This window comes from Erwinia billingiae Eb661 (assembly GCF_000196615.1).
In the GTDB taxonomy this organism is placed as follows: Bacteria; Pseudomonadota; Gammaproteobacteria; order Enterobacterales; family Enterobacteriaceae; genus Erwinia; species Erwinia billingiae.
This window is the reverse complement of the sequence record NC_014306.1, coordinates 830,873-857,336: the sequence shown is the minus strand read 5'-3', so window position 1 is coordinate 857,336 and position 26,464 is coordinate 830,873. Positions and strand designations below refer to the sequence as shown.

Below are 26,464 nucleotides of genomic sequence, written 5' to 3'. Positions count from 1 at the left end.
AAATAAACTAATGAATAGTGGCAGGAAATTCTGCGGTAAAATTAGATTGTTCAAAAATATGCCAGTTCTACGCCGTAAATTCCTCACCCTCAACTTTGCGACATGGACGGCATTTTAGGGTATATCCTAAGAGATTCCTACCTCAGTCGCGCTGCGCCTGAGCTTCTGTCGACTGGTTTGTCCTAAATTTTTAATAATCAGGAAGATTTAGATAAATGATAAGCGGCGGACTGATTCGCCTTTACTTTTATTTACGTGAATCCTGGTCACAGAAAACTCACGACAATTTAGCAGTTGTTAACGCAGGCTGATTTTTGCCAGGCAATCAAAAAGAAAAAAGGCAGTCAGGCTGCCTTTTTATGTGGAAATGTTAACTCGCTTTACGGCTTAACCTGCCCCGCCGATAAAGATTACGCCGGATTCGCGTTAATCCTGGCTTCGGTTTTCGCGGTTCATCCAGACTCGCCAGCACCAGCTCAAGCACCCGTTCGGCCACATCCCGGTGACGCTGGCCGACCGCCAGCACCGGACAATCGAGGAAATCCAGCAGCTCATGATCGCCGAAGGTGGCAATCGCCAGATTGCTTGGCAGACGTCCCTCACGTTTCAGCGTCACGTCCATCACGCCCTGCAACAGGCCGAAGGAAGTGGTAAACAGCGCATCGGGCATATCGTGCGTCTCCAGCCACTTCTCGAACAGCGCGGCTGCCGCGGTCCGTTCAAAGCTGTTGGCGTAGATAAAGTCGATGGTGCGTTCGTCCCCTTTCCAGGCATCCCGGAAACCCATCTCGCGCAGGAAGCTGACGGATAACTCAGGTAAGGCCCCCATAAACAGAATCGATTCGACCGGTTGCTTGCGCAATTCCGCCGCCAGCATTTCGGCGTCGTCCTGATCGGCACCGACCACGCTGGTGAAGTGCTCGCGATCCAGCGCACGGTCAAGGGCGATGATCGGTAAGGGATCGTTGATCCAGCGCTGATAGAAAGGATGTTCCGGTGGTAACGACGTTGAGACGATGATCGCATCAACCTGACGCTGCAACAGATGCTCCACGCAGCGCATTTCGTTATCGGGCTGATCTTCAGAACAGGCAATCAGCAGTTGGTAGCCGCGCTGACGCGCCTGTCGTTCAAGGTAATTCGCAATACGCGTGTAGCTGGTATTCTCCAAATCAGGAATAACCAGCCCTATCGACCGCGTACGCCCCGCACGGAGCCCGGCAGCCACCGCGTTGGGATGGTAATTATGCTCGCGCACGACTGCCATGACCTTTTCGACGGTTTTGTCGCTGACACGATACTGCTTAGCTTTGCCGTTAATAACATAGCTGGCAGTCGTGCGCGAAACACCGGCCAGGCGCGCAATTTCATCCAGTTTCACAATAACCCCACGCTAGCACCGTGACGGCGCAGAAAATAGCCACGTCCCGGCTATGGATAAGAGATTTGTTACATCTAACAGCAGAACAGTTTAGCGAGCAACCGCTTTTACTTCTGTGCGTTAGCTTTCAGACAAAAAATAAAAAACCCAGCATTACGCTGGGTTAGCAGAAAAGAGCGATAATCACCGGGCGTGATTAACGCATAATGCGGTCACCACGAGAAACGCCGACGATACCGGAGCGGGCGACTTCAACAATTTCCGCCACTTCGCGCACGGTGTTGAGGAACGCATCCAGCTTATCGCTGGTGCCGGTAAGCTGAACCGTATAAAGCGAAGGCGTCACATCCACAATCTGGCCACGGAAGATCTCAGCGCTGCGTTTCACTTCTTCGCGGCCGTAACCGGTAGCCTGAACTTTCACCAACATCACTTCACGTTCGACGTAAGCGCCCTGACCTAATTCCGTCACGCGCAGCACGTCCACCAGCTTGTGCAGCTGCTTTTCGATCTGTTCCAACACCTTGGCATCACCCACGGTCTGAATGGTCATGCGCGAAAGCGTTGGGTCATCGGTCGGTGCCACGGTCAGGCTTTCAATGTTGTAGCCACGCTGGGAGAACAGGCCAACCACGCGGGACAATGCGCCGGATTCGTTTTCCAGCAGTACTGATAAAACACGACGCATAATTAAGTCCTCTCCGTTTTGCTAAGCCACATTTCGTCCATTCCCCCGCCGCGGATATGCATCGGGTAGACGTGCTCAGTGCCATCGACGTTAACATCGACAAACACCAGACGCCCTTTACCTAACTCTTCCAGTGCCTGAGTCAGCTTGGCTTCCAGATCCTCCGGACGGCTGATATTGATGCCGACGTGGCCATAAGCTTCTGCCAGTTTCACAAAGTCAGGCAAAGATTCCATATAAGACTGTGAGTGACGGCCAGAGTAGATCATGTCCTGCCACTGTTTCACCATACCCAGCACGCGGTTGTTGAGGCTCAGCACCAGCACCGGCAGATCGTACTGCAGCGCGGTGGACAGTTCCTGAATGTTCATCTGGATACTGCCGTCGCCGGTGACGCACACCACCGTGGCTTCCGGTACCGCCAGCTTGACGCCCAGCGCAGCGGGCAGGCCGAAGCCCATCGTGCCGAGGCCACCGGAGTTGATCCAACGACGCGGTTTGTCGAATTGATAATAGAGCGCGGCAAACATCTGGTGCTGACCCACGTCGGAGGTGACATAGGCTTCACCATGGGTCAGACGGCAGATGGTTTCGATAACCGCCTGAGGTTTAATCTGCTCACTCTTACGATCGAACTCCAGACACTGACGGGAACGCCACTGATCGATGCTCTGCCACCAGTCGCGAAGACTGTCGAAATCCTGCTGCTTGTCACCCTGTTCCAGCAGCTCAAGCATCTGCGTCAGCACCTGCTTAGCATCGCCGACGATCGGCACATCTGCCGGCACAGTCTTGGAAATTGACGTCGGATCGATGTCGATATGCAGCACGGTAGCATTCGGGCAGTATTTCGCCAGATTGTTGGTGGTGCGGTCATCAAAGCGCACGCCGACGGCGAAGATTACGTCAGCGTTATGCATGGTCATATTGGCTTCATAAGTACCGTGCATACCCAACATGCCGACGCTCTGGCGATGGGTGCCGGGGAAGGCGCCCAGGCCCATCAGCGAACAGGTGACCGGCAGGTTAAGTTTTTCGGCGATCTGACGAAGCTCATCATCACACGCGGAATTGATTACGCCGCCGCCGGCATAGATCACAGGCTGTTTCGCCGCCAGCAGGGTCTGCAAGGCGCGCTTAATCTGGCCTTTGTGTCCCTGAGTGGTCGGGTTGTATGAGCGCATGCTGACTTCATCTGGCCAGACATACGGTAATTTGTTCGCCGGGTTCATCATGTCTTTCGGCAGATCGATCACCACCGGACCAGGACGTCCGCTGGCAGCCAGCCAGAATGCCTTTTTCATGATGGTCGGAATATCTTCAGCCGACTTGACCATAAAGCTGTGCTTCACCACCGGGCGGGAAATCCCGACCATGTCGCACTCCTGGAAAGCATCGTAACCAATCAGTGAGGAAGGCACCTGGCCGGAGAGCACGACTAATGGGATTGAATCCATATAAGCAGTGGCGATGCCGGTGATGGCATTGGTCGCGCCTGGGCCGGAGGTGACCAGCACCACGCCCACTTCACCGGTGGAACGGGCGTAGCCGTCCGCCATGTGCACCGCGCCCTGCTCGTGACGAACCAGTATATGATCGATGCCGCCGACGGTTTGTAGCGCATCATAGATATCAAGTACTGCCCCGCCGGGGTAGCCGAATACATGTTTAACGCCCTGATCGATCAACGATCGGACGACCATCTCGGCTCCTGACAACATCTCCATTTTTGCCTCCAGGCTCTTAAGGTGCTGAATTATCGTATAGGCAGATAAGGTCAAAACCTGTGTTTATGCAAAGACGCTGGAAATCATTTCCAGAATCCAGGTACAGGGTGAATCCCTGGCTATTTTTATGCGTTGATGGACGTACCATAACCGTAGAAAAGTTGGCAGGCAAACCTGCAAGCACGGCTTTTAACGAATACCAGGTCCGCAAGGCACTACCGCTAATGGGGACTTGTCGACAAATACACTGACCAAAGGCTGAAAGAAAAGCGGTTTGTTCTGGTGAGCAATTCTTTTGCAGTGCGATCGTTTTGTTATCAAAACGTTCACAGCCTTAATTCAAGCTCACCTGTTCAAACATCGCGCCTAATTTAGTTTTATCTGCTGCCAGCATTTAATTATCAAACATATTTCGCTGAAGAGAAGCGGCATAAGTCTCCGGGTAAGTCATAAGATTTTCCTATGCAAGCCATTGATTAACCGCTTTTTTAAAGGCCAGTTTGGCGCGAATAATCCAGCCGCAGTTCCCGTTGAAAAATATCCCTGTTTGCCCGCCTTCCTTTTTGTTCTGCTCACGGGCTTCCCCTCAGAATATCTTTCCTGAGCCGCGTTGGCTGCCGCCGTTATAACCTTACGGCTAAGGTTGACATCGCCCCCGCAAATCAAGTATCAATAAGGGAACAGCAAATTTATGAGGTCTGAAGACATGATTCGTACCGCTCGCCTACTCGGTCTACTACTAAACGCATCCCAATTGCGCGGTAGACTTGTGGGCGAAGAAATGAATCAGTGATTCAGGCTTACAAACCTAAAGAACCCGCGCCGATGCGCGGGTTTTTTTATGCTCGTAGCACTGGTAAAGCAAACACGACAAGGAATATCCCGATGAGCCAACAAGTTATTATTTTCGATACCACTCTGCGTGATGGCGAACAGGCCTTACAGGCCAGCCTGAGTGTGAAAGAAAAGCTGCAGATCGCCCTGGCGCTGGAGCGCATGGGTGTGGACGTGATGGAAGTGGGTTTCCCAATTTCTTCCCCCGGTGATTTTGAATCCGTCCAGACCATTGCGCGTCAGATCAAAAACAGTCGTGTTTGCGCCCTCGCCCGCTGCGTAGAAAAAGATATCGATGCCGCTTATGAAGCCCTGCGCGTGGCCGAGGCTTACCGCATCCATACCTTCCTGGCCACCTCGCCAATGCATATCGCCACCAAGCTGCGCAGCACGCTGCCCGAAGTGATTGAGCGTGCGGTAACCATGGTGAAACGCGCCCGTAACTACACCAACGACGTGGAATTCTCCTGTGAAGATGGCGGACGTACGCCGATTGACGATCTGTGCCGCGTCGTGGAAGCGGCGATCAACGCCGGTGCCACCACCATCAACATCCCGGACACCGTGGGCTACACGCTGCCGGAAGAGTACAGCAACATCTTCGCGCAGCTGCGTAATCGCGTGCCGAACATTGATAAAGCCATTCTGTCCGTGCATACCCATGACGATTTGGGCATGGCCACCGGCAACGCCATTGCCGCCATTCAGGCCGGTGCGCGTCAGGTTGAAGGCACCATCAACGGTCTGGGCGAACGTGCCGGTAACTGTGCGCTGGAAGAAGTGATCATGGCGATCAAAACCCGCAGCCAGTTGATGAATGTGAATACCAACATCCATCACCATGAGATCTACCGTACCAGCCAGCTGGTCAGCCAGATTTGTAATATGCCGATCCCGGCAAACAAAGCGGTCGTCGGCACCGGTGCCTTCGCTCACTCTTCCGGTATCCACCAGGATGGCGTGCTGAAGAACCGCGAAAACTACGAAATCATGACCCCGGAATCTATCGGCCTGAATAAAATCCAGCTGAATCTGACCTCCCGTTCTGGCCGTGCCGCCGTGAAGCACCGCATGGATGAGATGGGCTATAAAGAAAACGACTACAACCTGGATAACCTGTACGACGCGTTCCTGAAGCTGGCTGACAAGAAAGGCCAGGTCTTCGACTACGATTTGGAAGCGTTGGCCTTCATTAATAAGCAGAACGAAGAGCCGGAACATTTCCGTCTGGATTACTTCAGCGTGCAGTCAGGCTCCAGCGTGATGGCGACCGCGTCGGTCAAACTGGCCTGCGGTGAAGACGTGAAGTCCGAAGCAGCAACCGGTAACGGTCCTGTCGACGCGGTTTATCAGGCGGTTAATCGCATTACCGATTTCGATGCCGAGCTGGTTTCCTATCAGCTCACGGCAAAAGGCCATGGCAAAGATGCGCTGGGCCAGGTGGATATCGTGGTGAAGTACAACGATCGCAAATTCCACGGCGTCGGTCTGGCAACGGATATCGTCGAGTCTTCGGCGAAAGCGATGATCAATGCCCTGAACAACATCTGGCGCTCGCGTCAGGTTGAGCAAGAGTTGCAGCGCAAATCTCAAACAACCGATCATAAGGAAGTGGTGTAATCATGTCAGGCTCTTACCATATTGCAGTATTGCCCGGTGATGGCATCGGCCCGGAAGTGATGGCTCAGGCCAGTAAAGTGCTGACTGCCGTTCGTGAGCACTTCAACCTGCGCATCACCACCAGCGAATATGACGTTGGCGGCATCGCCATCGATCGCCACGGCGAGCCTCTGCCGGCGGCGACGGTAGCCGGTTGTGAACAGGCTGATGCGATCCTGTTTGGTTCTGTTGGTGGTCCAAAATGGGAACACCTTCCACCGGCCGAACAGCCAGAGCGCGGGGCGCTGCTTCCCCTGCGTAAGCACTTTAAACTGTTCAGCAACCTGCGCCCGGCCAGCCTGCATAAAGAGCTGGAAGCCTTCTGCCCACTGCGCAGTGATATCGCCGCGAAAGGCTTTGATATTTTGGTGGTGCGTGAACTGACCGGCGGCATCTATTTTGGTCAGCCAAAAGGCCGCGAAGGCAGCGGCCAGCACGAGCGCGCGTTCGATACCGAGGTCTATCACCGTTTTGAGATTGAGCGCATTGCCCGCATCGCCTTCGAGTCAGCGCGCAAACGTCGCAATAAAGTGACCTCAATCGACAAAGCGAACGTCTTGCAGTCATCGATCCTGTGGCGCCAGATTGTGAATGAAGTGGCGAAGGATTATCCGGACGTTGAACTGAGCCATATGTATATCGATAACGCCACCATGCAGCTGATCAAAGAGCCGTCGCAATTCGACGTGATGCTTTGCTCCAACCTGTTCGGCGATATCCTGTCCGATGAGTGTGCGATGATCACCGGCTCGATGGGCATGTTGCCTTCCGCCAGCCTGAACGAGCAGGGTTTTGGCCTGTTTGAACCGGCAGGTGGATCGGCCCCGGATATCGCAGGCAAGAACATCGCCAACCCAATTGCCCAGATCCTGTCACTGTCGCTGCTGCTGCGCTTTAGCCTGAATGCCGCAGACGCCGCCGATGCGATTGACCAGGCCATCAGCCGCGCGTTGGCTGAAGGTCACCGTACTGGCGATTTAGCCGGTGGCGGCCAGTCCGTCGGCACCGAGGAAATGGGGTCGATTATCGCCCGTTACATTCGCGAAGCCTGATTATGAAAACATTATACGAGAAGCTGTTTGATGCGCATCTGGTGCACGAAGCGCCAGGCGAGACGCCACTGCTGTATATCGACCGTCATCTGGTGCATGAAGTGACCTCCGCGCAGGCCTTTGATGGTCTGCGGGCACACAACCGCCCGGTGCGCCAGCCGTCAAAGACCTTCGCCACCATGGATCACAACGTCTCTACCCAGACGCGTGATATCAATGCGAGCGGTGAGATGGCGCGGATCCAGATGTCGATGCTGATCAAAAACTGTGAAGCCTTTGGCGTGCGTTTGTATGACCTCAAGCACCCGTTCCAGGGCATCGTGCATGTGATCGGTCCTGAGCAGGGCCTGTCCCTGCCGGGTATGACCATCGTCTGTGGCGACTCGCATACTTCTACTCACGGTGCCTTTGGCGCGCTGGCGTTTGGTATCGGCACCTCAGAAGTTGAGCATGTGCTGGCCACCCAGACGCTGAAGCAGTCCCGCGCCAAAACCATGAAGATTGAAGTGGTGGGGCACACCGCACCGGGCATCACCGCCAAGGACATTGCGCTGGCGATCATTGGCAAAACCGGCAGCGGCGGCGGCAATGGCCATGTGGTTGAATTCTGTGGTCCGGCGGTTGAAGCCCTGAGCATGGAAGGCCGCATGACGCTGTGCAATATGGCGATTGAACTTGGCGCGAAAGCGGGCCTGGTTGCGCCGGATGACACCACCTTTGATTACGCCCGTGGCCGCCAGTTTGCGCCGAAAGGGGCGGAATGGGATGAAGCGGTCGCCTGGTGGCGGACGCTGAAATCCGACAGCGGTGCGCACTTCGACAAAGTGGTGACCTTAAATGCGGCGGACATCGCGCCACAGGTTACCTGGGGCACCAATCCCGGCCAGGTGATCGCCGTTAACGAGCGGATCCCCGATCCGGCCTCATTCAGCGATCCGGTTGAGCGTGCCTCAGCCGAGAAGGCGCTGGCCTATATGGATTTGCAGCCTGGCATCCGGCTGACCGAGGTGAAGATCGACAAAGTCTTTATCGGCTCCTGCACCAACTCACGTATTGAGGATTTGCGGGCGGCGGCATCGGTGGTGAAAGGCCACAAGATTGCGCCAGGCGTTCAGGCCTATGTTGTGCCGGGATCCGGTCCGGTCAAAGCGCAGGCGGAAGAGGAAGGTCTGGACAAAATCTTCCTTGATGCCGGTTTTGAATGGCGCTTACCAGGCTGCTCAATGTGTCTGGCAATGAATAACGACCGTCTGAATCCCGGTGAGCGTTGCGCCTCCACCAGCAACCGTAACTTCGAAGGTCGTCAGGGCCGCGGTGGCCGCACGCACCTGCTGAGCCCGGCGATGGCTGCGGCTGCGGCGGTAGCAGGCCATTTTGCTGATATCCGCGAACTGATTTAAAGAGGCTGTATGGCGAAGAAATTTACCCAACATACCGGCATCGTGGTGCCGATGGATGCGGCAAACGTCGATACCGATGCGATTATCCCGAAGCAATTTCTGCAGATGGTGACGCGCACCGGTTTTGGCCGCAACCTGTTTTACGACTGGCGTTACAGCGATGCCGAAGGCCAGATCCCCAACCCGGATTTCGTGTTGAACAAGCCCGCGTTTCGTGGTGCCAGCATTATGCTGACGCGGGAAAACTTTGGCTGCGGCTCCTCCCGTGAGCATGCGCCCTGGGCACTGACTGACTACGGTATTCAGGCGATTGTCGGCAGCGATTTTGCCGATATCTTTGCCAATAATTCGTTTAACAATCAGCTGCTGCTGGTGTCGTTGAGCGAGGAAGAGGTAGACACGCTGTTCCAGCTGGTTGCCGCACAGCCGGGCGTGGAAATCACCGTCGATCTGGAAAAGCAGGAGGTCATCGCCGATGGTAAGCACTACGCGTTCAGCATCGACAGCTTCCGCCGACACTGCCTGATCAACGGGCTGGATAACATTGGCCTGACGCTACAACATGACGCCGATATTACGGCGTATGAGAAAACCCAGCCGGCCTTTCTGCGTTAGTGACCCTCACGGGCGGAAGCACTTCCGCCCGAACGTCCCTCAGACATCCTTCACTTTGGCCGACATCACCAGCGCCCCAATCGACAGTACCAACGCCGCCCAGTAAACCGAATAATGGCCAAAGGTTTCCGCCAGCGCGCCCTGAATCACGCCCGCCAGAATCACCCCCGTCGAAATACTGTTGGTAAATAATGTGGTCGCCGCACCGGGCCTTCCCGGCATCAGATCCTGGAAATAGAGCATGCCGATCCCGGCGACAATACCGATAAAGATGGCATTAAAGATCTGCAACGCCATCAACGCCGCTTTGTCGTGGAACACCACCAGCCCCAGATAGAATATCGCCCCGGACGCCACCGCAAACAGCATCATTTTGCGTTTGCCGAAGCGCTTCACATAATGGCCCGCCAGCAGCATCGCCGGGATTTCCAGCCCGGCCGCCACGCCCATCAGCAATCCAGCCAGCTTATCCGGCAACCCCAACACGCTGCTGATATACAGCGGCATATCGATGATATACATGGTGTTGCAGGTCCACATCAGCAATGAAGCCATAAACAGCAGCCGCACATCTTTATTCTTCCACGCGCTGATTTGGGTGATCACCACTTCAGGCGGTTGTTCCACGCGCGGCACCGACGGCAGCGCAAACCAGATCAGCGCCACACAGACCACAAACAGTCCGGCGGCAATCAAAAACATGGTGGTGAAGCCGTAATTCAGCGCCAGCGCAAAGGACAACGGCGGCCCGACTACCCAGGCCAGTGACAGTTGGGCACGCATCACCGAGCTGAACATCACCACCTCTCGGGCGGAGCTATCAGCATATTCGCGGGCAAGGGCAAAGATTTGCGGCATCGACACGCTGGCCAGAGCGGAGAGCAGCACGCCAAAGGTAATCAGCGTCAGATAGTCACGGTTGAAGGCAAAGATCAGCGCGTTGCCAATCGCCATCACGCAGCAAAACAGGATCAGCATGCGGCGATCGCCCCGGTTGTCCGAGCGCTTTGCCAGCAAAATGCTCACCGCAATGCCGGCTATCGCATTGATGGTGTAAAACAGCCCGACCCAGAACGGACGAACGGCCACTTCACGGGTCAAAAACAGGCTAAGCGTCGGAGCCTGAAGCGCACCCGCCACGCCCACCATAAACGACACGGCCATAAAGGCGACGTAAACAGGATTGATACGGCGACGGCGCGTGAGGAGCGATTTCATAGCTGATCCTTCAAAAAAAGTCGCCACAGAGGTGAGTCGACAAACAGCAAGCATAGAAGAAAACATGGAGCAGCGAAAAAAGCCAGCAAGGTATTAACCCGGCTGGCTGGTGAAAGGCACCATACTCAGAATCATCAATGTCAGAGCGCATTCGAAGAATGTCTCCCGCTCTTTCATCTGCGGGCATTATCGTCCTAATATAAGGAAGAAAAAACAGACTGCTTTCTGATAAGGGTTCCTCTTTTATGTCTTCTGCCCGCTTACAACAACAGTTTATCCGCCTGTGGCAGTGCTGCGAAGGCCAGCCGCAGGAGACCACGCTCAACGATCTGGCGGTACAACTGAGCTGCTCCCGCCGGCATATGCGCAATCTGCTGAACGCGATGCAGGAACAGGGCTGGCTGAACTGGCAGGCTGAAGCCGGGCGCGGAAAACGTTCGAAGCTCAGCTTCCATTACACCGGACTGGCATTGCAACAGCAGCGGGCGGAAGAGTTGCTGGAGAACGATCGCATCGACCAGCTGGTGCAGCTGGTGGGCGATAAAAACACGGTCAGACAGATGCTGATCTCTCATCTTGGCCGCAGTTTCCGCCAGGGGAAACATATCCTGCGGGTGATGTACTATCGCTCGTTACTGAATCTGTTACCCGGTACGCCGCTGCGTCGTTCTGAAACCCACCTTGCCCGTCAGATTTTTAGCAGCCTGACGCGGATAAATGAGGAAAATGGGGAAATCGAAGCCGATATTGCCCACCACTGGCAGCAGCTTTCTCCGCTGCACTGGCGGTTTTATCTGCGCCCGGCGATCCACTTTCATCATGGCCGTGAGCTGGAGATGGCCGACATTATCAGCACCCTTGAGCGACTGAAGCCCCAACGCCTTTATGCCCATTTCGATCGCATCGAGTCCTCGGCGCCCTGGACGCTGGATATTCATCTGCATCAGCCCGACAACTGGCTGCCCTGGCTGCTGGGCAGCGTCAGCACCATGATCCTGCCGAAAGAGTGGCCCTTCCTCACGGACTTCGCCCGTCAGCCGATAGGCACTGGCCCTTATGCGGTGGTGCGCAATCAGACCACCCAACTGAGGATCCAGGCGTTTGATGACTATTTTGGTTACCGCGCGCTGATTGATGAAGTGAATATCTGGGTGTTGCCGGAAATCAGTGATGAGCTGGTTTATGCCGGGGTTAAGCTGGAAGGCAAAGGGCTGGAAGAAAAGTCTGAAGAGAGCCGTCTGGAAGAAGGCTGCTACTTCCTGCTGTTTGATCAGCGATCCGAACAGGGTCGCGATGAACACATCCGTCGCTGGGTCAGCACGCTGTTCAACCCGATCGCCCTGCTGAATCATGCCGGTATTGGCTATCAACGCTACTGGTTTCCGGCTTATGGCCTGCTGCCGCGCTGGCATCATCGCCGCGATATGGCTGCCAGCCAGAAGCCCGACGGGCTGACCACCCTGACGCTGACCTGGTATAACGATCACGTCGAGCATCAGGGCATCGCCAATGCGTTACGGCCGATCCTCGCCGAACAGGGCGTGGAGTTGATCACCCAACAGGTCGATTATGACATCTGGCACCGCGGCGAAGCCGAGAGCGATATCTGGCTCGGCAGCGCCAACTTCACCCTGCCGCTGGAATTTTCGGTGTTTGCGCTGCTGTACGAAATCCCGCTGGTGCATCATTGCGTCACGCTGGACTGGGAAAAGGATGCGCAACGCTGGCGCGAACAGAAGCTGCCGCTGGCCGACTGGGGCAAGCAGTTGATCAACACCTGGACGCTGCATCCGCTGTTCCATCACTGGCTGCTGCTGGAAGGTCAACGCAGCATGCGCGGGGTCAGAATGAATATGCTGGGCTGGTTTGATTTTAAATCCGCCTGGTTCGCCCCTGACGACGCATGATGCTTTCGTTACCCAGCGGAAATCACTAGAATAGGCCGTTCTCAACGGGGTGCGTTCGCGGTGTTTCACTGCCAGCGCTGAGACAAACCCGTCGAACCTGATCCGGATAATGCCGGCGTAGGGATTTGAGACTCTCCAGATTGCTCAGATCCTTTGCGACCCCTAACTTTCAAGGAACGCAAAGTGTTAAAAAAAGTTCTGCCTTTACTGATCCTCGGCACCTTCCCGGCCTTCGCGGCTAAACCCGTCCTGACTGTTTATACCTACGACTCTTTTTCCGCTGACTGGGGACCGGGTCCTGCCATCAAAAAGGCGTTTGAAGCGGACTGCGGCTGCGAGCTGAAATACGTGGCGCTGGAAGACGGCGTCTCGCTGCTTAACCGTCTGCGGATGGAAGGTAAAAACAGCAAGGCCGATGTGGTGCTGGGCCTCGATAACAATCTGCTGGATGCGGCGGAGAAAACCGGCCTGTTCGCACCAGGCCAGGTGGATACCAGCAAGGTCACCGTTCCGGGTGGCTGGAACGATAAGACCTTTGTGCCGTATGACTACGGCTGGTTCGCCTTTGTGTACGATAAAACCAAGCTGCAAAATCCGCCCACCAGCCTGAAAGAGTTGGTCAACAGCGACAAACCGTTGAAGATTATTTATGAAGATCCCCGCACCAGCACCCCGGGCCTCGGCCTGCTGTTGTGGATGCAGAAAGTGTTCGGCGATAAGGCACCGGAAGCCTGGCAGAAGCTGGCGAAGAAAACCGTCACCGTTACCAAAGGCTGGAGCGAAGCTTACGGGCTGTTCCTCAAGGGTGAAGGCGATATGGTGCTGAGCTACACCACATCTCCGGCTTACCACCTGATTGAAGAGAAGAAATCGCAGTATGCCGCCGCCAATTTCAGCGAAGGTCACTACCTGCAGGTAGAAGTGGCCGGCCAGCTGAAAAGCAGCAAACAGCCGGAGCTGGCGCAGAAATTCATGAAATTTATGCTGGATAAACCGTTCCAGGACAGTATCCCAACCGGCAACTGGATGTATCCGGTGGTGAAAAGCACCCTGCCTGCCGGTTTCGATACCCTGACCGTTCCGTCCAACTCGCTGCAATACACGTCACAGGAAGTCGCCAGCCAACGTAGCCAATGGATCAGTGCATGGCAACGCGCCGTCAGCCGCTGAGTGCTGGCCCGTTAGTGCCCGGTGCGCTGGCGGCGACGCTGCTGGTCGCCGTGGCCCTGACCGCATTCAGCGCGCTATGGCTGAGTGCGCCGGCGATCCACTGGCGGGATCTCTGGCAGGATGACTATCTCTGGCACGTCCTGCGCTTCTCCTTCTGGCAGGCCTTTCTTTCCGCGGTACTGGCGGTTGGGCCGGCGATCCCGCTGGCCCGCGCACTTTACCGACGCCGCTTCCCCGGCCGGGACACGCTGTTAAGACTCTGCGCGATGACGCTGGTATTGCCGGTGTTAGTGGCGGTGTTTGGCATCCTCAGCGTCTATGGCCGTACGGGCTGGCTGGCCGATCTCTGCACGTTGCTGGGCATTCCCTATACCTTCACGCCCTATGGCTTGCAGGGCATTTTGCTGGCGCATGTGTTCTTTAATTTGCCGTTAGCCGCGCGTCTGCTGCTGCAGGCGCTGGAACAGATCCCCGGTGAGCAGCGCCAGCTGGCCGCTCAGCTGGGATTACGCGGCTGGAACCATTTCGTGGTGGTCGAATGGCCCTGGTTGCGGCGGCAAATTCTGCCTGCCGGCGCGCTGATTTTTATGCTCTGTTTTGCCAGCTTCGCAACCGTCCTGTCGTTCGGCGGCGGACCAAAAGCCACCACCATCGAGCTGGCGATATTTCAGGCGCTGAACTTTGATTACGATCCGGGCCGTGCCGCCCTGCTGGCGATGATTCAGATGGTCTGCTGTCTGGGATTGGTGATGTTAAGTCAGTGGCTCAGCAAAGCGATTCCGTCGGGCACGGCAAGCATCAACGGCTGGCGAAATCCTGAAGACAGCGGGCGCGCCAAAGTGTGGGATGCGCTGTTAATCTTCGCCGCGCTGCTTTTATTACTGCCGCCGCTGCTGGCGGTGATCGTGGATGGCCTGAATCAGGGGCTGCCCGCAGTATTACGCCAACCGGCGCTGTGGCAGGCCACCTTCACCTCAATACGTATCGCGCTTGGCGCGGGGGTGCTGTGTGTGATCCTGACGGTGATGCTGCTGTGGAGCAGCCGGGAATTGCGCCTGCGTCAGCGCGTCTGGCTCGGCCAGTCGCTGGAACTGAGCGGCATGTTGATTCTGGCCATGCCCGGCATCGTGCTGGCGACCGGCTTCTTTCTGCTGCTGAATGCCACCGTGGGCCTGCCGGACGCTGCCGACGGCATCGTAATTTTCACCAATGCGCTGATGGCCATTCCTTACGCCATGAAGGTGCTGGAAAACCCTCTGCGAGACATTGCCGAACGCTATAACCGGCTCTGTTTGTCGCTGGATATTCACGGCTGGAATCGCGTCAAACTGATCGAACTGCGCGCGTTAAAGCGCCCTCTTGCGCAGGCGCTGGCGTTTGCCTGCGTGCTGTCGATTGGCGATTTTGGCGTGGTGGCGCTGTTTGGTAATGAAAATTTCCGCACGCTGCCGTTTTATCTTTATCAACAGATTGGCTCCTACCGTAGCGAAGATGGCGCGGTCACTGCGCTGCTGCTTTTACTGCTCTGCTTCCTTCTGTTCACCCTGATTGAAAAACTGCCGGGACGCCATGCTGACGTTAACTAATCTGACCTACCTCTATAACCATCTGCCGATGCGCTTTTCACTGAGCATGCAGGCGGGAGAAAGGCTGGCGATCCTCGGCCCGAGCGGCGCGGGGAAAAGCACCCTGCTGAGCCTGGTCGCGGGGTTTCTTGCGGTAAATAGCGGCAGCTTGCTGCTGAATGGCGAAGATCACAGCCACACGCCACCGGCGAAGCGACCGGTTTCCATGCTGTTCCAGGAGAATAACCTGTTCCCGCATCTGACGGTAGCTCAGAACATCGGCCTTGGCCTGCATCCCGGGCTGAAGCTGGATCCTCAGCAGAAGCAGGCGTTGCAGGACATCGCGCGAAGAGTCGGTCTGGACACCTTGCTGGACCGTTTGCCTTCGCAACTTTCCGGTGGGCAACGGCAGCGGGCGGCGCTGGCGCGATGTCTGGTGCGTCAGCAACCGTTGCTGCTGCTGGATGAGCCGTTCTCTGCCTTGGATCCGGCCCTGCGCAAAGAGATGCTGCAGCTGGTCAATGAGGTCTGTCAGGAGAGGAAGATCACGCTACTGATGGTGTCGCACAGTATTGAGGATGCCGCGCGGATAGCGCCACGCAGCATACTGATTGTCGACGGACGGGTTTACTGGGACGGCAGCACCGACGTGCTGCTCAATGGTGACGTGGCTGAAGCCGCCGTGCTGGGCATTAATGTCCGATAAAGACTTCTGACAACAGATGGCGGAATATCGGCATCATCGGATGGAATTGCAGGGCGACAAAGCTGGCCACGGCAATAACAATCACCAGCGGCGCCAGCCAGCGCAGACGGCTCGGCGGCAGATACGCGCTGGCCCAGTCGGCCTGCTTTTTCGAACGTAACCAGCGCCATCCCAACCAGCATCCCAGCCAGACCAGCAATGCCACCGCCAGCAACAGCCATTTAAACATGCTGCTGCTCGCCCCTTTCGGCACATCAATCGCCACACCCGCCAGAATGCCCGGCAACAGATACAGCGGTGGCCAGAGCACGCAGCCAATGATATTCGGCGGGATAAACTTCTTCACCGGCAGTTCCAGCATTCCCGCCACCAGCGGGATCAGCGGACGGGTCGGCCCGACAAAACGCCCAACAATGATGGTAAACATGCTGTGCTGATGCAGCGCATGTTCGGTTTTATCCATCAACCCCTGATGCTTTTTAATAAATGACCATCGGTGCAGCGGCCCTTTGAATTGCCAGCCAATCAGATAGGAAATCCAGTCGCCGACCAGACAGCCAATGGTCCCCGCCAGCCAGGCGGGATACAGGCCAATTTGCCCGCTGCCGATCAGCGCGCCGAAGGAAGCCATTAAAACAGTGCCAGGCAACAGCAGCCCGACCAGCGCCAGGGATTCAAAAAAAGTGATCAGCCCCACCGCCAGCAAAGACCAGGCCAGTGATTGCGTAATAAGATGTTGCAGCCAGGCTTCCATACTTTCCACATTCTGTTTTGATTGAGGTCGGATTGTCCTGAGACACCCGTACTGCGTCAAGGTCTGTTTTGTATGAACTCATTGATCGCGGTCAGATTAAGATAACCTCCAGCACGGGCCGGACGGCGTCCGCACTGACCCGACCGGGCGAGATTCCCCCGGCATCGCGCTATACTGTATAAATAAACATGCTATTATTGTGCAAAGAAGCAACATTAAGGATTTCCGGTGAACGATGCACGCGCAGGCTTTCTGCTCACCCGCCACTGGCGGGATACGCCTTCAGGCACGGAAGTGGTGCTGTGGCTGGCCACCGACAGTGGCCCGCAGAGAGTGGTGCTGCCGCCACAGGAATCCGTTGCCTTTATTCCGCAAGAGTATCAGGCGCAGGCTGAGGCGTTACTTAAGCAGGAACGCCATTTCCGTATCGTTCCCCTCGGGTTAAAAGATTTCCGCCATCGGCCGGTGTTCGGCCTCTATTGCCATCAGTACCGCCAACTGCAAAAGCTGGAGAAGCTGCTGCGTGAGAATGGCGTGATGGTGTATGAAGCGGATGTGCGGCCGCCCGAGCGCTACCTGATGGAGCGCTTTATCACCTCGCCCGTCTGGTTTAGCGGCCAGCAGGCGGGAAACAGCCTGATCAACACCCGCCTGAAACCCAATCCCGACTACCGGCCGCCGCTGAAGTGGGTCTCGCTGGATATCGAAACCACCCGCCACGGCGAACTCTACTGCATCGGGCTTGAAGGCTGCGGACAACGCGATGTCTATATGTTGGGCCCGGAGAACGGCGATGCCAGCAAACTGGACTTCAATCTGGAATACGTCTCCAGCCGGCCACAGCTGCTGGAAAAACTGAACGCCTGGTTTGTGCAGCACGACCCGGACGTGTTGATTGGCTGGAACGTGGTGCAGTTTGACCTGCGCGTGCTGCAAAAACACGCCGACCGTTATGGTATTCCGTTAAAACTCGGACGCAATAACGAGGCGCTGGAGTGGCGTGAGCACGGCTTCAAGCCCGGCGTGTTCTTTGCTCAGGCCACCGGCCGGCTGATCGTCGATGGGATTGATGCGTTGAAATCGGCGTTCTGGAACTTCGCCTCTTTCAGTCTGGAAGCCGTCTCCCGGGAACTGTTAGGAGAAGGCAAAGCGATTAACAATCCCTGGGACAGAATGCAGGAAATCGATCAGCGCTTTGCGGAAGACAAACCCGCCCTCGCCCATTACAACCTGAAGGACTGCGAGTTAGTCACCCGAATTTTCCATCACACCCAGCTGATGCCGTTTCTGCTGGAGCGGTCGACGGTAAATGGCCTGGCGGTCGATCGCCACGGCGGTTCTGTGGCGGCGTTCGGCCACCTCTATTTACCGCGCATGCACCGTGCAGGCTTTGTCGCGCCGGGCCTGGGCGAAGTGGCTCCTGAGGCCAGCCCGGGCGGTTATGTGATGGACTCGACGCCGGGCCTGTATGATTCGGTGCTGGTGCTGGACTATAAAAGCCTGTATCCGGCCATTATCCGCACCTTCCTGATCGATCCGGTTGGGCTGGTCGAAGGCCTGGCGCATCCTGATGACACCGATTCCGTCAGCGGTTTTAAGGGCGCGCGCTTCTCCCGCACCACCCATTGCCTGCCTGAAATCGTCAACCAAATCTGGCAAGGGCGTGAAGCCGCCAAAAAAGAGGGCAATAAGCCGCTGTCGCAGGCGCTGAAAATCATTATGAATGCCTTTTATGGCGTGCTGGGCACCAGCGCCTGTCGCTTTTTTGATCCGCGTCTGGCGTCGTCAATTACCCTGCGCGGTCATGAGATCATGCGGCAGACCAAAGAGCTGGTCGAAGCCGAAGGTTATGACGTGATTTATGGTGATACCGACTCGACCTTTGTCTGGCTGAAAAAGCCCCATGACCAGCAGTCGGCCAATGCCATTGGCCAGCAACTGGTGGAAAAGGTTAATGCCTGGTGGAAACAGCATTTGCAGCAGGCGTTTGGGCTGGAAAGCGCACTGGAACTGGAGTTTGAAACCCATTTCAGCCGTTTTCTGATGCCCACCATTCGCGGTGCCGAACAGGGCAGCAAGAAGCGTTATGCCGGGCTGATTTGCGAAGGCGACAGCGAACGCATGGTGTTCAAAGGGCTGGAAACCGTGCGCACCGACTGGACGCCGCTGGCCAAAAATTTCCAGCAGGAGCTCTATCGACGCATCTTTAAAAAACTGCCCTATCGCGATTATATCCTGGAGACGGTGCGCCAGTTGCTGGATGGCGAGCTGGACGATCAGCTGGTGTACGGTAAAAGGCTGCGTCGCCCGCTGGACGACTATCAGCGCAATGTGCCGCCGCATGTCCGCGCCGCCCGCATCGCCGACGAATTCAACGAGAAGCAAGGCCGTCCGCTGCTTTACCAGAAGGGCGGAAAGATTCGTTACGTGATGGCCACCTCCGGGCCCGAGCCTTTAGAAGCGCGCATCACGCCTCTCGACTACGATCATTATCTGACAAAGCAGCTCCAGCCGGTGGCTGAGGGCATTTTACCTTTCCTTCAGGATGACTTTGCTACACTGGTGACAGGCCAGTTAGGTCTTTTTTGACAGGTGACGAACGCGCTACCTTCCAGTACCATAGCGCCCTTCCAGATAATTTGAATTTTCTGCCGGGCACCGAGTGCCGGGCGGTCATGCTATTGCCTGCCATAACCTCTAAGAGAATCGAGCCGAATATCTATGCCTTTTACACTTGGTCAACGCTGGATCAGCGATACGGAAAGCGAATTGGGATTGGGCACTATTGTCGCGATCGACACGCGCATGGTGACTGTGCTGTTCCCCGCCACCGGCGAAAACCGTCTTTATGCCAGAAATGATTCTCCAATCACCCGTGTGATGTTCAATCCGGGCGACACCATTACCAGCCATGAAGGCTGGCAGCTGGAAGTGGCAGAAGTCACCACTGAAAACGGTCTGATGACCTACATCGGCACGCGTCTGGATACTGAAGAGACCGGCGTGGTGATGCGTGAAGTGATGCTCGACAGCAAGCTGGTCTTCAGCAAGCCTCAGGATCGCCTGTTTGCTGGCCAGCTGGATCGTATGGATCGCTTTGCCCTGCGCTTCCGCGCCCGTAAATACCAGAGCGAGCAGTATCACCTTGCGGTCAGTGGCCTGCGTGGCATGCGCACCAGCCTGATCCCGCACCAGCTGCACATTGCCCATGATGTTGGCCGCCGCCATGCGCCGCGCGTCCTGCTCGCAGATGAAGTCGGCCTCGGTAAAACCATCGAAGCCGGGATGATCATCCACCAGCAACTGCTGGCCGGCCGCGCAGAACGCGTGCTGATCGTGGTGCCTGAAACCCTGCAACATCAGTGGCTGGTTGAGATGCTGCGCCGCTTCAACCTGCGTTTCGCCCTGTTCGACGATGAGCGCTATGCGCAGGCGCAACTGGACAGCGATAACGCCTTCGAAACCGAACAGCTGGTGATCTGCTCACTCGACTTCGTGCGCCGCAACAAAACGCGCCTCGAAATGATGGCGGATGCCTCCTGGGACCTGCTGATTGTCGATGAAGCCCACCACCTGGCGTGGGAAGAAGGCCAGCCAAGCCGCGAATATCAGGTGATTGAGCAACTGGCCGAACAGATCCCTGGCGTGCTGTTGCTGACCGCGACGCCAGAGCAGCTGGGACTGGAAAGCCACTTTGCCCGTCTGCGCCTGCTCGATCCTAACCGCTTCCATGATTTTGCTGCCTTCGTTGAAGAGCAGCAGCACTTCCGTCCGATTGCCGATGCGGTAACCGGCCTGCTGGCCGATAAGTCGCTCAGCGCGGAAGAGATGAATATGCTTAACGATCTGGTCGGCGAGCAGGATATCGAGCCGCTGCTGCAAACCGCCAACAGCGACCGTGAAGGAAAACTGGAAGCGCGTCAGGAACTGATCAGCATGCTGATGGACCGCCACGGCACCAGCCGCGTGCTGTTCCGTAACACCCGTAATGGGGTGAAAGGCTTCCCGAAACGTGAACTGCACCAGATCCGTTTGCCGCTGCCAACGCAGTATCAAACCGCGATCAAGGTTTCCGGCATCATGAGCGCGCGTAAATCTGTCGATGAGCGCGCCCGCGACATGCTGTATCCCGAGCAGATTTATCAGGAATTTGAAGGCGACAGCGGCACCTGGTGGAACTTCGATCCGCGCGTTGAGTGGCTGATGGGCTTCCTGACCAGCCAGCGCGATAAGAAGGTGCTGGTGATCTGTGCCAAAGCGGCCACGGCGCTGCAGCTGGAGCAGGTTCTGCGCGAGCGGGAAGGTATCCGCGCGGCGGTGTTCCACGAAGGCCTGTCGATTATTGAACGTGACCGTGCGGCCGCCTGGTTTGCCTCTGAAGAAGATGGCGCTCAGGTGCTGCTGTGTTCTGAAATTGGTTCCGAAGGCCGTAACTTCCAGTTCGCCCATCAGATGGTGATGTTCGATCTGCCGTTTAACCCGGACCTGTTAGAGCAGCGTATCGGCCGTCTTGACCGTATCGGTCAGACGCATGACATTCAGATCCACGTGCCTTACCTGGAAAAAACCGCCCAGTCGGTGCTGGTTCAGTGGTATCACGAAGGTCTGGAAGCATTTGAGCATACCTGCCCGACCGGCCGCGCTATATATGATAAGGCCTACGCCCAGCTGGTTGCCTTCCTCGCCTCGCCGGAACAGACCGAAGGCCTGGAAGAATTTATCGCCGACTGCCGTAAGCAGCACAGTGCGCTGAAAATGCAGCTGGAACAGGGACGCGATCGCCTGCTGGAGCTGAACTCTAACGGCGGTGAGAAAGCGCAGGCGTTGGCAGAGAAGATTGGCGAGCAGGATAACGATACCGAACTGGTTAACTTTGCGCTTAACCTGTTTGATATCGTCGGCATCAATCAGGAAGATCGCAGCGATAACCTGATCGTACTGACGCCGGGCGATCATATGCTGGTGCCAGACTTCCCGGGTCTACCGGAAGACGGTTGTACCATCACCTTCGATCGCGGCCAGGCACTTTCCCGTGAAGACGCGCAGTATGTCACCTGGGAACACCCGATTATCCGCAACGGTCTGGATCTGATCCTCTCCGGCGATACCGGCAGCTGCGCGCTGTCCCTGCTGAAGAACAAGGCTTTACCGGTTGGCACCCTGCTGGTAGAGCTGATCTACGTGGTAGAAGCGCAGGCGCCGAAACATCTGCAGCTGACCCGCTTCCTGCCACCGACGCCGGTGCGCATGCTGGTTGACCGCAAAGGCACTAACCTGGCCGGTAAAGTCGAGTTTGAAAGCTTCAACCGTCAGCTGAACGCGGTGAATCGCCATACCGGTAGCAAGCTGGTCAACGCCGTACAGCAGGATGTCCATGAGATCCTGAAGCTGGCCGAAGACGAAGCCGCGACCATGGCCCGTGAGGTGATTGATGTCGCCCGCCGCGAAGCCGATGAAAAGCTCAGCGCCGAACTGTCGCGCCTGGATGCCCTGAGTGCCGTGAATCCGAACATCCGTCAGGATGAGATTGACGCACTGGAAAGCAACCGTGAGCAGGTTCTGTCCGCGCTGAACGAGGCAGGCTGGCGTCTCGATGCGCTGCGTCTGATTGTCGTAACGCACCAGTAACTCAACATGGGGCGGTTCACGCCGCCCCTGACAGGCAACAAGATGGAACCCTATAACCCACCGCAAGAACCCTGGCTGCACATCCTTTATCAGGATGAGCACATCATGGTGATCAACAAACCGAGCGGATTGCTGTCGGTCCCCGGACGTCTGGAAGATCATAAAGACAGCGTGATGACCCGCGTCCAGCGTGATTTTCCTGCGGCGGAATCGGTGCACCGGTTGGATATGGCCACCAGCGGCGTGATCGTTGTGGCGTTAACCAAAGCGGCTGAACGCGAGCTGAAGCGTCAGTTTCGCGAGCGTGAACCGCAAAAGCAGTACGTTGCCCGCATCTGGGGGCATCCGGAGAAAGCTAAAGGGTTGGTCGATCTGCCGCTGATTTGCGACTGGCCAAACCGGCCAAAGCAGAAGGTGTGTTTTGAAACGGGGAAGTCAGCACAGACCGAGTATGAAGTGCTGGATTATGCCGATGACAACAGTGCCCGTATTCAGCTGAAGCCGATTACCGGACGTTCTCATCAGTTAAGGGTGCATATGCTGGCGCTTGGCCATCCGATTCTGGGTGATAATTTTTACGCCCACGATGAGGCTAAAGCCATGGCACCGCGACTGCAGCTGCATGCCGAGATGCTGACCATTACCCATCCGCAGTACCACACGCCAATGACCTTCCGTCAGCCGGCGGATTTCTAACGAATAAGGGCGGAATCTCTTCCGCCCTTATTATCACCGTCAGGTCATCGCCATCTGGCAAATCCGCTACTTAAACCCTTTCTCGCGTTTGATCAGATCGTAAGCCGCCTGAATTTCCTGCGCTTTCTGCTTGGCCATTTCCATCATTTGCGGCGGTAAGCCCTTAGCAACCAGCTTGTCCGGGTGATGCTCGCTCATCAGCTTGCGATAGGCACGTTTGATGGTGGTGCCATCATCGCTGCTTTTCACGCCCAGCACGCTGCAGGCATCTTCCAGCGTGGGTCCGCGTCGCGCCTGACCAAAGCCGCCGCCCTGCGAACCCGCACCGCTGTGATAATTGCCGCCACCGCCGCCAAACTGCTGACCGCTTTCCATCATCCGCAGGAACTGATCGAACTGCGCTTTGGAAATACCCAGCTCTTCGGCGATCACAAACAGGACCTGGCGTTCGTTAGGATGAAGAGAGCCATCGGCAAACGCCGCCTGAATCTGAATTTCCAGAAACATCCGAATCAGGTCAAAGCGGCCAAAGCAGGCGCTACGCAGTTCACGCAATTTACTGCGCAACGGGTAGTCGCCCTCTTTCCCTTCACGGAACGCACGCTGCGCCGACGTTCGGGCGTCGCCGTGCAGCTGCATACGGTCCATCAGCAGTGAAGCCATCTGAATATCCGCATCCGTCACGCGTCCTTTGGATTTGGTCAGATGGCCCATAACCTGAAAGGTGGTGCGGAAAAACAGCGACTGTCTGGTTTGCTGGTTAGCAAAATAGCCCTGTCCTTTTACTGCCCGCGCTTTGTCGATCAGGTGGCCAATCAGCAGGCCAAATGCTAAACCCCAGAAGCCGGTGCCGCTCAACAAACCGAGCACAAGGCCAATTACTTTTCCCCAATAGCGCATATACTCCTCAATTCGCCATGCTGAAGGCTAAAAATTGCATTATCATACCTGTCATTTAACTCAGAGCCTAACGGCAACGCGGCCAGACGACCAGGATTAACACTAGCGCAACGCAGTTGAGTGCGATAGTCTCTGACCGTTTGTCGGCATGATGCCAGCTATCACGGAATTCTCGATACCGCGTATGAAAAAAAGATTACCTACTTTGCTGGCCACGCTTATCGGCACAGCGATTTACAGCCAGCAAGGCCTGGCCGACGACCTGGCATCACAATGTATGCTGGGTGTACCAAGTTATAACCGTCCTCTGGTCCAGGGAAAAACGAATAATGACCTACCGGTAACGATTAACGCCGACAATGCCAAAGGCAATTATCCCGATAACGCGGTCTTCACCGGCAACGTGGATATCCAGCAGGGTAACAGCCGTCTGCTGTCTGACGAGGTTCAGCTGCATCAAAAGCAGCAGCCGGGTCAGCCGACGCCTGTGCGCACCGTGGATGCCTTAGGTAATGTGCACTACGACGACAATCAGGTCATCCTGAAAGGTCCGAAAGCCTGGTCAAACCTGAACACCAAAGACACCAACGTCTGGAACGGCGACTACCAGATGGTGGGCCGTCAGGGCCGTGGTACTGGCGATCAGATGAAACTGCGTGGCCAGAACCGTTACACCATTATGGAAAACGGCACCTTTACCTCCTGTCTGCCTGGCGATAACAGCTGGAGCGTGGCCGGCACCGAGATTATTCAGGACCGCGAAGAGCAGGTTGCTGAAATCTGGAATGCCCGCTTCAGGATCGGCTCGGTACCGGTGCTGTACAGCCCTTATTTGCAGTTGCCGCTTGGCGACCGCCGCCGCTCAGGTTTCCTGATCCCGAATGCCAAATACGGCAGCTCCAACGGTTTTGAGTTCATTCTGCCGTATTACTGGAACATTGCGCCGCAGGCCGATGCCACCATTACGCCGCACTATATGAGCAACCGTGGGCTACAATTACAGAACGAATTCCGTTATCTGACCCTGGCGGGTGCCGGTCTGATGGAGTTCGATTATCTGAATTCGGACAATCAGTTCGAAAAAGATGCGCCTTCACGCAACATCAGCGATGACGATTCCAAACGCTGGATGTTCTACTGGAAGCACGCCGGTGTTTACGATAAGAACTGGCGCTTCAACGTCGACTACACCAAAGTCAGTGACACCTATTACTTCACTGACCTCGACTCGCCGTATGCCAACTCGACGGACGGCTACGTCACGCAGAAATTCAGTATCGGTTATGCCGAGAAAAACTGGGACGCCACGCTGTCGACCAAACAGTTCCAGATCTTCTCCACTAACGCCAGCAATGACGTTTACCGTGCAGAACCGCAGTTTGACTACAACTATTACCAGAACAACGTCGGGCCGTTCGACACCCACCTGTATGCTCAGGCGGTGAAATTCACCAACGTCAACGAAGAGTTGCCGGATGCAACCCGTTTGCATCTCGAGCCGACCATCAACCTGCCGCTGTCTAACGGCTGGGGAAGTCTGAATACCGAAGCGAAACTGCTGGCGACCCACTATCAGCAGGACGACATTGAGTATTACAACAATACCGTTGATACCAACAAAGTTAACCAGCTGAAAAGCAGCGTTAACCGCGTGATGCCGCAGTTTAAAGTTGACGGCAAGATGGTGTTTGACCGGGATATGGACTGGTCAGAAGGCTACACGCAGACGCTGGAACCGCGTATGCAGTACCTTTATCTGCCTTATCGCGACCAGAGCGATATCCGCGCCTATGACTCCACGCTGCTGCAAAGTGACTACACCGGCCTGTTCCGCGACCGCACCTACAGTGGTCTGGATCGCATCGCGTCAGCCAACCAGGTGACCAGCGGTGTGACCACGCGAATTTTTGATAACGATCTGGTTGAACGTTTTAACGCTTCCGTAGGTCAAATCTACTCGTTTACTCCATCCCGTACCGGTCTGGAGAACGCGGACAGCGACGATCGTGGCAGTCTGGTGTGGGCAGGTGACACCTACTACCGTATCAGCGACCGTTGGAGCACCCGTGGTGGCCTGCAGTACGACACCCGTCTTGATAACGTTTCGCAAGGCAATGCCGTACTGGAATACCGCCGCGACGCTGACCGTATGGTGCAGTTGAACTACCGTTACACCAGCCCGGAATATATTGCCCAAACGTTATCCACGGTGACCAACCCAGGCTATCAGGATGGCATTTCTCAGGTTGGCGCAACGGCAAGCTGGCCGATTGCTGATGCCTGGTCGGTGGTAGGCGCCTGGTATTACGATACCAAAGCCAAACAGCCGGCCGATCAGTTGCTTGGCGTGCAGTACAGTTCCTGCTGCTATGCAATTCGTCTGGGTTACGAACGTAAAATCACCAGCTGGAATAGCGATAATAGTACCAGTAATTACGACAATAAAATCTCGTTCAACATTGAGCTACGTGGCCTGAGTCCTTCTTATAGCCTCGGCACCGGTCAAATGCTGCGTGAGGGCATCTTGCCTTATCAGCGCTCTTTCTGATGTTGTGATTAATACA

General features: G+C 56.0%; 18 protein-coding genes and 1 riboswitch. Of the genes, 12 read left to right on the top strand and 6 right to left on the bottom strand.

Translation table 11 applies throughout. The annotated features are described in order from the left end of the window. Nucleotides 1-370: 370 nt before the first annotated feature. The 3 genes from cra to ilvI form a co-directional block, all read right to left on the bottom strand. Entirely contained in the window at nucleotides 371-1,381 is a 1,011-nt protein-coding gene (gene cra, locus EBC_RS05185) for a catabolite repressor/activator (protein WP_013200746.1), read from the bottom strand. Nucleotides 1,382-1,577: 196 nt separating this feature from the next. Continuing rightward, a complete protein-coding gene (gene ilvN / locus EBC_RS05180) occupies nucleotides 1,578-2,069 on the bottom strand; it encodes an acetolactate synthase small subunit (RefSeq protein WP_013200745.1) in 492 nt (163 codons plus the stop codon). Between the two features lie 2 nt (nucleotides 2,070-2,071). Beyond that, nucleotides 2,072-3,796, bottom strand: coding sequence for an acetolactate synthase 3 large subunit (ilvI, locus tag EBC_RS05175; RefSeq protein ID WP_013200744.1), 1,725 nt, complete (start codon nucleotides 3,794-3,796; stop codon nucleotides 2,072-2,074). Between the two features lie 885 nt (nucleotides 3,797-4,681). Between ilvI and leuA the strand changes: the two genes are divergently transcribed. Genes leuA through leuD form a run of 4 tightly spaced genes read left to right on the top strand, consistent with a single transcriptional unit; the run spans nucleotide 4,682 to nucleotide 9,356 of the window. Further along, nucleotides 4,682-6,250: a 2-isopropylmalate synthase gene (gene leuA, locus EBC_RS05170; protein WP_013200743.1), complete on the top strand. Its 1,569-nt coding sequence runs from the start codon at nucleotides 4,682-4,684 to the stop codon at nucleotides 6,248-6,250. A 2-nt stretch (nucleotides 6,251-6,252) separates the two neighbouring features. Further along, on the top strand, nucleotides 6,253-7,341 hold the full coding sequence (leuB, locus tag EBC_RS05165) for a 3-isopropylmalate dehydrogenase (protein WP_013200742.1): 1,089 nt from the start codon (nucleotides 6,253-6,255) through the stop codon (nucleotides 7,339-7,341). A gap of 2 nt (nucleotides 7,342-7,343) precedes the next feature. Beyond that, nucleotides 7,344-8,741: a 3-isopropylmalate dehydratase large subunit gene (gene leuC, locus EBC_RS05160; RefSeq protein ID WP_013200741.1), complete on the top strand. Its 1,398-nt coding sequence runs from the start codon at nucleotides 7,344-7,346 to the stop codon at nucleotides 8,739-8,741. Between the two features lie 9 nt (nucleotides 8,742-8,750). Next, nucleotides 8,751-9,356 carry a 3-isopropylmalate dehydratase small subunit gene (gene leuD, locus EBC_RS05155; protein WP_013200740.1) on the top strand — a complete coding sequence of 202 codons (606 nt, stop codon included), beginning with the start codon at nucleotides 8,751-8,753 and terminating at the stop codon, nucleotides 9,354-9,356. A 39-nt stretch (nucleotides 9,357-9,395) separates the two neighbouring features. Here the strand turns inward: leuD and EBC_RS05150 are convergent, their stop codons facing one another. After that, the gene (locus tag EBC_RS05150; RefSeq protein WP_013200739.1) at nucleotides 9,396-10,574 is read right to left on the bottom strand and encodes a sugar efflux transporter; all 1,179 of its coding nucleotides are present in this window, start codon (nucleotides 10,572-10,574) and stop codon (nucleotides 9,396-9,398) included. A 245-nt stretch (nucleotides 10,575-10,819) separates the two neighbouring features. Here EBC_RS05150 and sgrR point away from each other — a divergent pair, with 245 nt between their 5' ends. The 4 genes from sgrR (at nucleotide 10,820) to thiQ (ending at nucleotide 15,922) form a co-directional block, all read left to right on the top strand. After that, complete coding sequence (gene sgrR / locus EBC_RS05145; protein WP_013200738.1) at nucleotides 10,820-12,481, top strand: HTH-type transcriptional regulator SgrR; 1,662 nt, start codon at nucleotides 10,820-10,822, stop codon at nucleotides 12,479-12,481. 35 nt (nucleotides 12,482-12,516) lie between these two features. Further along, nucleotides 12,517-12,623: riboswitch (TPP riboswitch) on the top strand. A 41-nt stretch (nucleotides 12,624-12,664) separates the two neighbouring features. Beyond that, entirely contained in the window at nucleotides 12,665-13,651 is a 987-nt protein-coding gene (thiB, locus tag EBC_RS05140) for a thiamine ABC transporter substrate binding subunit (protein WP_013200737.1), read from the top strand. Then, nucleotides 13,627-15,237 carry a thiamine/thiamine pyrophosphate ABC transporter permease ThiP gene (gene thiP, locus EBC_RS05135; RefSeq protein ID WP_041691903.1) on the top strand — a complete coding sequence of 537 codons (1,611 nt, stop codon included), beginning with the start codon at nucleotides 13,627-13,629 and terminating at the stop codon, nucleotides 15,235-15,237. Before thiB ends, thiP begins: the two co-directional genes overlap by 25 nt. Continuing rightward, entirely contained in the window at nucleotides 15,221-15,922 is a 702-nt protein-coding gene (thiQ, locus tag EBC_RS05130; RefSeq protein ID WP_041691902.1) for a thiamine ABC transporter ATP-binding protein ThiQ, read from the top strand. Before thiP ends, thiQ begins: the two co-directional genes overlap by 17 nt. On the opposite strand, the gene EBC_RS05125 is transcribed toward thiQ, so the two are convergent. Then, the gene (locus EBC_RS05125) at nucleotides 15,909-16,676 is read right to left on the bottom strand and encodes a DedA family protein (RefSeq protein WP_013200735.1); all 768 of its coding nucleotides are present in this window, start codon (nucleotides 16,674-16,676) and stop codon (nucleotides 15,909-15,911) included. The two genes, thiQ and EBC_RS05125, sit on opposite strands and share 14 nt — an antisense overlap. 228 nt (nucleotides 16,677-16,904) lie before the next feature. On the opposite strand from EBC_RS05125, the gene polB reads away from it, so the two are divergent. The 3 genes from polB (at nucleotide 16,905) to rluA (ending at nucleotide 23,000) form a co-directional block, all read left to right on the top strand. Then, nucleotides 16,905-19,265: a DNA polymerase II gene (gene polB / locus EBC_RS05120; protein WP_013200734.1), complete on the top strand. Its 2,361-nt coding sequence runs from the start codon at nucleotides 16,905-16,907 to the stop codon at nucleotides 19,263-19,265. Between the two features lie 132 nt (nucleotides 19,266-19,397). Next, a complete protein-coding gene (gene rapA, locus EBC_RS05115; RefSeq protein WP_013200733.1) occupies nucleotides 19,398-22,304 on the top strand; it encodes an RNA polymerase-associated protein RapA in 2,907 nt (968 codons plus the stop codon). 42 nt (nucleotides 22,305-22,346) lie between these two features. After that, a complete protein-coding gene (gene rluA / locus EBC_RS05110; RefSeq protein ID WP_013200732.1) occupies nucleotides 22,347-23,000 on the top strand; it encodes a bifunctional tRNA pseudouridine(32) synthase/23S rRNA pseudouridine(746) synthase RluA in 654 nt (217 codons plus the stop codon). Nucleotides 23,001-23,066: 66 nt separating this feature from the next. Here the strand turns inward: rluA and djlA are convergent, their stop codons facing one another. Beyond that, a complete protein-coding gene (gene djlA / locus EBC_RS05105; RefSeq protein WP_013200731.1) occupies nucleotides 23,067-23,900 on the bottom strand; it encodes a co-chaperone DjlA in 834 nt (277 codons plus the stop codon). A 148-nt stretch (nucleotides 23,901-24,048) separates the two neighbouring features. On the opposite strand from djlA, the gene lptD reads away from it, so the two are divergent. After that, nucleotides 24,049-26,448, top strand: a complete 2,400-nt coding sequence (gene lptD / locus EBC_RS05100; RefSeq protein ID WP_041691901.1) for an LPS assembly protein LptD — start codon at nucleotides 24,049-24,051, stop codon at nucleotides 26,446-26,448. Nucleotides 26,449-26,464: the final 16 nt, after the last annotated feature.